The organism is Streptomyces sp. NPDC059718, from assembly GCF_042733315.1.
GTDB lineage: Bacteria > Actinomycetota > Actinomycetes > Streptomycetales > Streptomycetaceae > Actinacidiphila.
In genome coordinates, this window is the sequence record NZ_JBHWGA010000097.1 from 1 (window position 1) to 10,087 (window position 10,087).

The 10,087-nt window shown below is 68.1% G+C and carries 8 protein-coding genes and 4 pseudogenes; 3 read left to right on the forward strand and 9 right to left on the reverse strand.

The features are described from left to right. Nucleotides 1-398 precede the first annotated feature (398 nt). Nucleotides 399-635, reverse strand: coding sequence for a hypothetical protein (locus ACFV3E_RS45525; protein ID WP_500542290.1), 237 nt, complete (start codon nucleotides 633-635; stop codon nucleotides 399-401). A gap of 255 nt (nucleotides 636-890) precedes the next feature. Beyond that, nucleotides 891-1,484 (reverse strand): TetR/AcrR family transcriptional regulator, encoded by a 594-nt coding sequence (locus ACFV3E_RS45530; RefSeq protein WP_500542292.1) that lies wholly within the window; start codon nucleotides 1,482-1,484, stop codon nucleotides 891-893. Between the two features lie 196 nt (nucleotides 1,485-1,680). Here ACFV3E_RS45530 and ACFV3E_RS45535 point away from each other — a divergent pair, with 196 nt between their 5' ends. Further along, nucleotides 1,681-3,258 carry an MFS transporter gene (locus tag ACFV3E_RS45535; protein ID WP_500542302.1) on the forward strand — a complete coding sequence of 526 codons (1,578 nt, stop codon included), beginning with the start codon at nucleotides 1,681-1,683 and terminating at the stop codon, nucleotides 3,256-3,258. A 130-nt stretch (nucleotides 3,259-3,388) separates the two neighbouring features. Here the strand turns inward: ACFV3E_RS45535 and ACFV3E_RS45540 are convergent, their stop codons facing one another. The 7 genes and pseudogenes from ACFV3E_RS45540 to ACFV3E_RS45570 all read right to left on the reverse strand — a co-directional run. After that, the gene (locus tag ACFV3E_RS45540; protein WP_500542294.1) at nucleotides 3,389-3,820 is read right to left on the reverse strand and encodes a hypothetical protein; all 432 of its coding nucleotides are present in this window, start codon (nucleotides 3,818-3,820) and stop codon (nucleotides 3,389-3,391) included. An 89-nt stretch (nucleotides 3,821-3,909) separates the two neighbouring features. Next, a complete protein-coding gene (locus ACFV3E_RS45545; protein WP_500542296.1) occupies nucleotides 3,910-5,112 on the reverse strand; it encodes a PP2C family protein-serine/threonine phosphatase in 1,203 nt (400 codons plus the stop codon). A 392-nt stretch (nucleotides 5,113-5,504) separates the two neighbouring features. Continuing rightward, nucleotides 5,505-5,691 (reverse strand): annotated as a pseudogene (locus ACFV3E_RS45550) (transposase); the annotation flags it as partial. Nucleotides 5,692-6,133: 442 nt separating this feature from the next. Beyond that, on the reverse strand, nucleotides 6,134-6,592 hold the full coding sequence (locus ACFV3E_RS45555) for a carboxymuconolactone decarboxylase family protein (RefSeq protein ID WP_500542298.1): 459 nt from the start codon (nucleotides 6,590-6,592) through the stop codon (nucleotides 6,134-6,136). 128 nt (nucleotides 6,593-6,720) lie between these two features. Then, a complete protein-coding gene (locus tag ACFV3E_RS45560; protein ID WP_500542304.1) occupies nucleotides 6,721-7,182 on the reverse strand; it encodes a cupin domain-containing protein in 462 nt (153 codons plus the stop codon). Continuing rightward, nucleotides 7,182-7,652, reverse strand: a complete 471-nt coding sequence (locus tag ACFV3E_RS45565) for a hypothetical protein (RefSeq protein ID WP_500542300.1) — start codon at nucleotides 7,650-7,652, stop codon at nucleotides 7,182-7,184. Before ACFV3E_RS45565 ends, ACFV3E_RS45560 begins: the two co-directional genes overlap by 1 nt. Before the next feature lie 137 nt (nucleotides 7,653-7,789). Next, nucleotides 7,790-8,248: pseudogene (locus tag ACFV3E_RS45570) on the reverse strand (IS5 family transposase); the annotation flags it as partial. Nucleotides 8,249-8,677: 429 nt separating this feature from the next. Between ACFV3E_RS45570 and ACFV3E_RS45575 the strand changes: the two are divergent. Together ACFV3E_RS45575 and ACFV3E_RS45580 are read left to right on the forward strand one after the other, a co-directional pair. Beyond that, nucleotides 8,678-9,598, forward strand: a pseudogene (locus ACFV3E_RS45575) (IS110 family transposase); the annotation flags it as partial. Nucleotides 9,599-9,721: 123 nt separating this feature from the next. Beyond that, nucleotides 9,722-10,087, forward strand: a pseudogene (locus ACFV3E_RS45580) (IS21 family transposase); the annotation flags it as partial.

The following is a 10,087-nucleotide window of genomic DNA, read 5'->3' on the forward strand; positions in this document are numbered from 1 at the left end:
TCGGCACCACTCGCGTCTCCCATCTCGCACGCCTCACCCTTGCGGCATGACCCGCTCCCGAGAGCCGATTTACGACTTTCCCAACGGAGTCCTTCAGGGAAGAGATTCCGGAAGATGGGGAGGAATCGGGGCAGCCGTCGACGCGGGCCAGCGATTCACGGGACGCCGGTCCGGACGGGCCCCTACGGAATCAGCGGGCGCCTCGGCCTCGAGCTGCTCGGGCTGACGCACCCGTCACTTCGCCGGGGCGGGGGCCTCCGCCACGCCGGAAGGACCGGGAGGGGTCGACCGACGTCCATCCCTCCACACCAGCCTCCTCCCTTCAAGCCTGCATCACAAGCCAGCCGGATCGCGCTGGTAACTCACCGACGTTGAGGGACCTCACCAGCCGGCGCGGGTCAGGCGAGGCGGAAGTCCTCGAGGCGGTGGCCGGCGCCCACACGGGCCGTCAGCCGCTTGCCCGGGAGCTCCTTGGGGTCGAGGCCGACGGCGGCTGCGACCTCGGCGGCCGGGTACCGCTCGGGGGCGTCGGCGTCCTCGGAGTCGGCGGCGATCTCGGCCTGGTCGCCGAAGAGGAGGACGACGCGAACGCGGACGCGGCCGCCCTCGTCCGTGGGGGTGGTGTTGTCGGTCATGGCGCCTGTGGTCTCGCCTTCGGCGGCGGGGCTGGTGGAGCTGACGGCGATGTGGCTCCTCAGTGAGTGCAGTGTGCGGGCGAGAAGGCGTGGGCGTCCACGAGGGACGCGGTCTCGGATGTGCCGGAGAAGGGGCGGGCCTCGGCCGTTCGGCCTCAGGGCCCTCGATCGGCGCGTAGGAGCGAATCGAGCCGGGCGCCGCCCTTTGGGCCGCCCCTATCTAGTGGTGCAGTGCCGAGAGGACGGACAGTTCCGTCATTGGGCTGCGGCCCCGCCGATCTGTCTGCTGCCGCTGCCGGTGAGGGCCAGGCGTGCGGCCTGCAGCAGTTCTTCGGAGATCGGGTTGCCCCGGGTGGCGCGGGCAAGGACGAGGGCACCCACCATGGTGCACAGCTGGGCCATTCCGTCGTCGTCGCCGGTGGCCAGCCGGGCGGCTCGGTTCCGCACGCCGTTGATGTAGACGTCCTGAGAGCGTGCAGTCTGGTCGGGTTCGCGCCCCAGGTCGGCGGCGAATCCGGACACGGGGCATCCTTCCCCGGCGTGATCGCGGTGCCAGATCGAGAGGTACTGATCGATCAGCGTGCGCCGGGCGGTTTCGTGGTCCCCGGAGGGCTCCTCCGGCCCGGCTGGCGAGTGTGCCGCCGGATCCTCGAAGGCGTGGGCGATGGCCTGGTCGACAAGGTCTTCCTTGGAGGCGAACTGCTTGTAGAACGCCCCATGGGTCAGCCCTGAGGCCTTCATCAAATCGGCGATGCTGACCGCGGTGCCCTTCTCGCGGAACATCTGGGAGGCGGTGGCCACGACGATCTGCCGGTTCTCCTGTGCTTGGGCTTTGGACGCGCGACCCACGGGATCACTCTCCTCAAATAACTGTCGCTTGTCATCTATCCTATCTCGTGTTTAGTCTGATTGCGACATCTATTTTGCCCGGTGGGGTAGACCCGCAGGTCAAACACGCGCAGAACCATCGACAGCACTGGAGACGCCCGTGGCACTGCCACCCACTCCCGGCGAGCCCTCGACGCCCGAGGAGTCCACTCCACCCGTGCCACCCGCCCAGCGACGACGGGTCTCCGAGGCGGTCCACCGCCGGCGCTGGGCCATCCTCGCCGTGCTCGCGTTCAGCCTTTTGGTGGTGATGCTGGACAATTCGATCCTCAACGTGGCGATGAAGACGATCGCCCAGCCTGCTCCCACCGGACTCGGCTCCACCCAGAGTCAGCTGGAGTGGGCGGTGAACTCCTACACGCTGGTCTTCGCCGGACTGCTCTTCACCGCGGGTCTGCTGGGTGACCGGCTCGGACGCAAGAAGGTGCTGCTCTTCGGCATGGCCGTGTTCGGTATGGGATCCGTGCTGTCCGCGCTGTCGGACTCCTCCGGGCAACTCATCACCTTCCGCGCCGTGATGGGCTTCGGGGGCGCGTTCATCCTGCCCGCGACGCTCGCGATCATCATGAATGTCTTCGAGCCCGAGGAGCAGCCCAAGGCCATCGGCATCTGGACCGGCGTGGTCGGCTTCGCGATAGCCGCCGGCCCGATCGCCGGCGGCGTCCTGCTGGGGCACTTCTGGTGGGGCTCGGTCTTCCTGGTCAATGTGCCGATCGTGGTCGCCGCGATGGTCGCCATGGTGGCGATCGTCCCCGACTCCAAGGACCCCAGGCCCGGCAGGCTCGACCCGGTCGGCGTGCTGCTGTCGATCGTCGGCCTGGCGGTGCTCGTCTACGGCATCATCAAGGGCGGCCAGCTGGGCGATTTTACCCGGCCCGATGCGTGGGCGACGATGCTGGCCGGCCTCACGGTCCTCGCCGGTTTCGTGGTGCACGAGGCCCGCAGCGACCATCCCGCCCTCGACGTCGCCTACTTCCGCAACCGGCGGTTCTCCGCCTCCGTCGCCGCCATCGGCCTGGTCTTCTTCGCGCTCATGGGCGTCACATTCTTCAGCGTCTTCTACAACCAGAGCGTACGCGGCTACAGCGTGCTGCAGTCCGGTCTGCTCGTGCTGCCGCTGGCCGCCGCCCAGATGTTCTTCGCCCCGCGGGCGCGGCTGGTCGTCAACCGTTTCGGAGCCCGAGCGGTGTGCGCCGCGGGCCTGGTCCTGACCGCCGTGGCCTTTGCCGGTTTCCTGCTGCTCGGCCAGGACACCCCCATCTGGGTACTGGAGGTTCTGTTCTTCCTGATGGGCACGGGGATGGCGCATGTGATGCCACCCGCCACCGTCATGATCATGTCGTCGCTGCCCCGGGAGAAGGCCGGCTCCGGGTCCGCGGTCAACAACACCTTCCGGCAGGTCGGTGGAGCCATGGGCGTCGCCGTACTCGGATCGATACTGTCCACCACCTATCGCAGCGGCATCGACGGCCACCTGGACGTACTGCCCACCGCTGACCGACATGCCGCCGGGGAGTCCGTACAGGCGACACTCGCCGTCGCCGAGAAGCTGGGCCCGGCTGGCAAGGCCCTGATACAGCCCGCGCACGACGCCTTCATTCACGCCATGCACATCACCGCGGCGGGATCCGCAGCCGTCGCCCTCGTCGGTGCGGTCGTCGTGCTGGTTTTCCTGCCCGGCAAGGCTGCGGCCGCGGCAGCAGGTGGAGCCAAGTCCCAGCGCCAGACCGCCTGAGATCTGTCGTCACCGAAACCGCCGCCACGAGACCGTCCTCTGCCAGTTGAAGAGCCGCCACGACGCGTGAGATCGCCACACGGTTGCTGACGGCTCCGCTGGCGCCCTGTCTGATCCCCCAACTGCATCCTCACCTTATGCTTCGAAGGAGACTTCCCGATGGTTGACAACAACCTGTGCGCAGTGCGCCGGCCACCTCGGCCGGGTCCGGCGTGCTGCCCGAGGCCATGTGGACTTCGTGGGCCCAGCAGTCGACCAAGAACTTGCGCTCGCCGCTGGCCATCAGGACATTCGTCGAGCGGTCGTCGGCTTCCATCTTCGCGGCGACGTAGCGCCAGCCCGGTGAGGACGTCAACTCGACCGTAAGCGCACGGCCCGCACGATCGACCGTCGTCTGGAGAGCGTTCTGCAGCGAGCCCGCCTCCACCACCTCGGGATAGAGCGTGGCGTACTCGTGCAGGGGATGGGTGGCATCCGTCGACGCCACATCCGGAAGCGGCGCGTACTGATGAAACGGATTGGCGACTCTGGCCGCTGTCACACCTGGAAGCTGCTCGGACATACGGCCGAGCCTGCCACCGCAGCCCCCTGACGAGCTCGCGACGACGGACCTGCGACCATCGACAAGATCATGTTACGAGCTCTCATGCGTCACAGCCGGACGACGACCACGGCCATGTCGTCCGTGGCCAGCCCGAGCCCCATCAGGCTGTCGGCCAAGTCCTCGGCGTCCAGTGAGCGGTGCTCGGCGAGCCGGTCGGCGAGGCGCCGCAGACCCCAGTCGATGTCCTCCCCACGGCGTTCGACCAGGCCATCGGTGTATAGGACGAGCGTGGCGCCCACGCTGTACACGGCGGTGGTCTGGGGGCGCGGGGTGTGGTCCGGGGCGGCGCCCAAGGGGGGGTCGGTGGCGCCGTCCAGGAAACGCACGGTGCCGTCGGGATCGGCCAGGGCCGGGGGCGGATGGCCGGCGCTGCTGTAGGTGATGCGGCGACGGTCCGGGTCGACGACGGTCTGCACCGCCGTGGTCGACAGTGCCCCCTCGATCGAGCGGGCGTACAGGTCAAGCGCGTCGAGAGCCGTCGCTGGGCCGTCCACGACACGGATGGCCGCGCTCAGGGCGCTGCGCAGTTGACCCATCACACCTGCCGCGGCCAGGCCGTGCCCGACGACGTCACCCACGGCCACCGCATACTCGTGGCTGGGCAGTTGGGCGACGTCGTACCAGTCCCCGCACACGTTGAGCGTGTTGACTGCAGGGGGGTAGCGGACCGCCGCCTCGTGGTGTGCTGAGGGCTGCGGGGCGGGCAGCATCGCCTTCTGCAGGGCCAGAGCCACCTGTCGTTCGCGGGCATTGGCCTCGCGCAGCCGCTCGTTGACGCGCTGCAGCTCGCGGGACTGCGTGTACAGCTCCAGTTGCATCTGGTGGTGCCGGTGGTCGAGGTCGGGGCCGCTGGCGAGGACGAGGTCGGTGATCTCCTCGAGCCGGTGGACGATCAGCGCTACCCGCCCGTCGGAGTCCAGGACGGGGGCGTTGACGAGGCTCCAGTAGCGCTCGGTGAAGACGCCCGGGCGGTCGGGTTCCTCGATGTCGTGGCGGACGAAGCCCGCGACGTCCTGGGTGCGGTTTTCCAGCACCCGGTGCAGGGACGCCCGGAGGTCGGCGGGTTCGGACGCGTTTTCCTGTGGGAACGCGTCGAAGAGGTTCCTGCCGGTGAGTTCCTCAAGGGTGCGGCCCACGAGTTTCCGGTAGGCCGGGTTGGCGTCCAGGATGACGAACGCAGGCGAGAGCACCAGCGTCGCACTGGGTGACGCCTCGAAGATGGCGTGGTAGTTGATCCCCGGTTCTCCCACGGTGTTTCCTGGTTTTGCCGACGTTCGGATGCGCTGGTGGGGCCCTTACCTCAGTATGCTGTCGAGCTGTTGCGGCCGCCCGTCGGCGGGGGGGGGGGGGCGGGACCCCCTCGGACCTCCGATCGTGACAGCACGGCCCAGGCGACCGGCGGGGCCATGAGCAGGGTCAGGCGCCGGAGTCGAACATGCCGGGACGGACGCCCGTCGGGCGATCAGGGGGCCGCCGGCGAGCAGGCCGAGCCGGGCCGCGAACGTCGACCCGGTCGTCCAGAGGGTGACCATCGGTTGTTGCTCCTCGGAACGCAGTCCCGACTGCAGGAAGCTGGACGCGACCGGGGTGATTTCCTTCTTCATCGCCTTGACCTGCGCGGAATCCGCCGTTGTCGTCCCCATCCGGGTGCCGGCATCGATCTCGTCCTGGCGGACCCACTTGCGCAGCGTCTCGGTCGTGCCGATGCCCAGCTTCTGGGCGACCGCTTTCATCGCGGCCCACTCGGTGTCGTAGTCGGGCCGCATCTCGGCGACCATCCGCACCGCACGACGGCGCAGCTCAAGCGGGTACTGGGGAGGACGTGCCATAACTCGATTCTCGAATCGTCGAGTCCCGACCGGACCCGGAGCGGTTCACCCGGCGGGGGCGGGTGTCCGAGCTCTGGATCGGTTGGAGTGTGATCAGAGTGCGGTGGCCGCTCATGTTCGACCAGCAGGCCGTTGTTGAGCCTGGCGCCGGAGCGGACCAGAGCGGCGGGCCCCGGCGAGCGCGCGCCCCAGCGTTCCTGCGGGCGTGCGCCGGTCGCGGGCGAATGCGGAGGGGACGTCGGACAGCGGTCGCACCGCTCCGACGTCGATTCCGTAACCGCTGGGCGCGATCGGGTTCGACGACGAAGACGACGGCCCGCCCGTCCTCGGGACGGACGGGGGACCATATCGCGATGGTGACGCGGGTGCCGACGGCGGGCGCCAGGACGGCCGAACGGTCGAGGACTCGCCTTCGGTCAAGACCGCCGTGGCACCGTCGAGGTTAGGGGCCGACGGGGTACCGGCTGGTGATCGCGACGCGGTTGAAGGCGTTCATCACCGTTGCCAGCCAGGCGACGACCGAGATCTGGTCTGCGGAAAGTACGGCCGCGGCGGCGTTGTAGTCCTCGTCGCGGACGTGTCCGTCGGGCACGTGTGTGATCGCTTCGGTCAGGCGGAGGGCGGCACGGTCGGTCTCGGAGAAGTAGCCGGTCTCCTCCCATGCGGGCAGCACGGCGATTCGGTCGGGGTTTTCGCCCTTCTTGAGGGCGTCGCCGGTGTGCATGCGCAGGCAGAACGCGCAGCCGTTGATCTGAGAGGTGCGGATCCTCAACAGCTCAACAAGGAGCGGGTCGAGTCCCGCTGCGGCGGCAGCCTCTTCCACTTCTGACGACAGGGCGATGAGAGTCTTGTAGGCGGCCGGGTGCTGCTTGCCGAGGTTGACCCGCTGGGTGTTGGTCACGGTTCGTTCGATTCCTTCGTGTGGAGTGCGCCGTGTATGTCGTGGGACGCGTCTTGATGGGTGGTGGTATGAGTTCCGACAGAGGGCAGAGTTGGTGCGGAGCGTCACCGCCCGCTGTGTCCTCCGGGCTACGAAGTCGGATCGTCGATCTTGAGCTTGTCTCCGGTGTCGGAGACAAAGACGACCAGAAGCTTGGCGTGTTTGGTCTGGCTGGTGTTCTCGGTGAGGACGTGGTGGGCGCCCGGTTGCTCGACCCAGTTCTCGCCCTGGTGGTAGGTGCTCACGGGGTTGCCGTCGAGCTTGCTGCGCACGGTGCCTTCGAGGACGTAGGCGTAGACGAACGCCTGGCCGTGCCGGTGCGGAAGCGCGCTTGCGTTGGGCGGCAAGTCGACGACTGCCGAGGTGAACGTCTTGCCCTTCACATTCGGAAGCGCCTGCTGAAGCAGCGGCTTGAAGGTTTCGGAGGGCTGTGTCGATGCCGCGACCGTCGCCGCCACCTTGGCAGGGGCGGGCTCGTTGGAGGTCGAGCAGGCCGTGACCGTAGCGAGCGTGGCGAGGGCGAGCAGCCCACCGGCGATTCGCATTTCCATCACGATGGGTCTCCTGATTCGGTCTTCCGTGACCCGGATGATCGTCTTGCCGGACGTGCGCCGGTTGCGAGCGAGGGGATGTCGGACAGCGGCCGCACCGTTCCGACGGACAGTTCATGACCAGGCACGCTCGGCGTCCTGTCGCGGCCGGCACGGTCCACCCAGGTCGCCGACCGGTCGAGTTTTCCCGAGGTGTACCCCGCGGCGTGCACCTGACCGATGACGTCGTTGTCGGAGGCGTCGGGATAGGGCATGTCCGCCACGTATAGGCTCGCGACCCCGGTGTCATGGTCACGGACGGTGATGGTTCGCATGCGCAGATCCTCGCTTGGTGCAGTGTGCTTGCTGAGACGCGGGAAGGTGAACATCTCCGGTCCGGCAACGGACCGCTTGCTCACCGAAAGCTCCAGCGCCGAGTCCACCGCGTGGCTAAGCGAGCGGGGCAGCCCACGACCGGTAGCGGTGGTCACATCTCGACTGTAGGCCCCCAGGCGGCCCCTTTGGGTAGGCCACTTCCAGGAGAAGATCTTGGGCCATTTGGAAAGGGGAAGCCGTCGTGCCGGGCTCGGCCGACCACCTGGGTGGGCAGGGCCACTTACTGATCGTTTCAGAATGACGTGCGGAGTCGTCGGAGGCAGATGATGCTGCAGGCGAGTTCCAGGAGGCCCTGGTGGAGGTCGGCGCGGCGTTCGTAGCGGGTCCGGAGTCGTTTGAACTGGTGGAGCCAGGCGAAGGCGCGCTCGACGACCCAGCGGGTCTTGCCCAGGCCGGAGCCGTGGGCGACACCGCGTCGGGCGATGAGGGGCTCGATGCCGCGCTGCCACAGCAGCCGGCGGTACTTGTCGTAGTCGTAGCCGCGGTCGGCAAATAGCCGCTTGGGCTTGCTGCGCGGACGCCCTTGAAGTCCCCGTATTCGGGGGATCGCGTCCAGCAGCGGGATCAGTTGCGTCACGTCATGCCCGCCGGTCACGGACACGGCCAGCGGGGTGCCGCGGCGGTCGACGATCAGGTGGTGTTTGGAGCCGGGGCGGGCTCGGTCGACCGGTGAAGGCCCGACGTGATCCCCCCTAATCCAGTGCGTAAGCAGACGGCCCAGGACCATGCAACGACCCGGGGCAGCTGCTCGCACAGGACAGCGAATGCCTGGATCCCCCCTGGCCGTCAAGGCCTCCTGAAAGAGCGGCACCGCTGTCCGTTGCGGGGTCCGCGGTGATGACGCCGGCGCCAGGCTTGAGGCTTGTGTCAGGGGCGGCGAGCCCGGCGCCTCCAATGGTCACCGCGAAACTCGCATGGACTGCTCGGACGTTGATCGTCACGGCGCGAGCCCGCTCCAGAGTCGACCTCTTGCTCATCCGTGAGCCCACGAGCTCTGCAGAAGATCGAGCCCCTGGAGTGCGCTGGTGTCGCGAACGGCTACTGAGATGGCGGACCAACGAGTCCTTGGATTAGGGCGCCGCGTGACCCGCATGTGCTCGTGACCTGCATAAACGGACGGATCTTGGAGGACCGCTTGACCGTGTTCTGCGGCATCGACTGGGCAGAGCGCCACCACGACGTCGCCCTCGTCGACGAAGCCGGCACTCTGCTCGCCAAAGCCCGTATCACCGACGACGCGTCCGGCTACCACAAGCTTTTGGCCCTCCTCGCCGAACACGGCGACAGACCCGAAGATCCGATACCGGTGGCCATCGAGACCAGCCACGGCCTCCTGGTCGCGACCCTGCGCACCGGCAGCCGCCGTGTCTTCGCGATCAACCCGCTCGCCGCCGCTCGCTACCGCGACCGCCACGGCGTCAGCCGCAAAAAGTCCGACCCGGGCGACGCCTTGGTCTTGGCGAACATCCTGCGCACCGACATGCACGCCCACCGACCCCTGCCGGCCGACTCCGAACTCGCCCAGGTCATTACCGTCCTGGCCCGAGCCCAGCAGGACGCCGTCTGGACTCGGCAACAGGGCGCCAACCAAGTCCGCTCGCTTCTGCGCGAGTACTACCCTGCTGCTCTGCTGGCCTTCCAGGGCAAGCAAGGCGGTCTGACCAGGGCTGACGCCCGCGTCATCCTCACCCTGGCGCCGACTCCGGCCAAGGCCGCGAAGCTCACCCTCGCCCAGCTGCGGGCTGCCATCAAACGTAGTGGCCGCCTCCGCGGCTGCGACGCGGAGGCCGAGCGGCTGCGGGACGTCTTCCGCGCTGAGTACGCCCACCAGCTCCCCGGTGTCGAGGACGCCTTCGGCCACCAGCTCCTGGCCCTGCTCAAGCTGCTGGACGCCGCCTGCCAAGCCGCGGACGATCTCGCGGAGGCGGCCACAGCCGCCTTTCACCAGCACGCCGACAGCGAGATCCTGCTCAGCTTCCCCGGCCTGGGGCCCATGCTCGGGGCCCGCGTGCTCGCCGAGCTGGGCAACGACCGGGCACGTGTCGGCGTACAAGTGAACGTGCACCACCTCGTACGGAGGAAAGTGCTCCGTTTGTGTCGCGTGATGGGGTTGGAGCCGTGAGTCTGCTGCTGTCGGGTCGGGGTGGCAGGGAGGCGGCTGACGGTGGTGCTGGATCCACATCGGTGGCTGGAGCTGCGGCGGTTTCGTCCGCTGTATGAGTCCGGTGCGATGAGCCTTCGGGAGATCGCCAGGGAGACCGGGCTGAACCGCCGGACGGTGAGCAAGTATCTGAAGGATCCGGCTTCTTTGGCGCCTCCGAAGCGCGAGGCGGCCGGTCAGCGACCTCGGCGGTTGGTGGACGAAGTCGCGCCGTTGATCGACGCGATGCTCAGGTCCGAAATTCTGCTCAAGGCGTCGGTGATCCATGAACGTCTGGTCCAGGACTACGCGGTCACCATCAACTACCAGCGGGTGAAGCTGTATCTGCAGGAGGCCCGGCCGCGGATCGCGGAGGAACTGGGCCTTGCT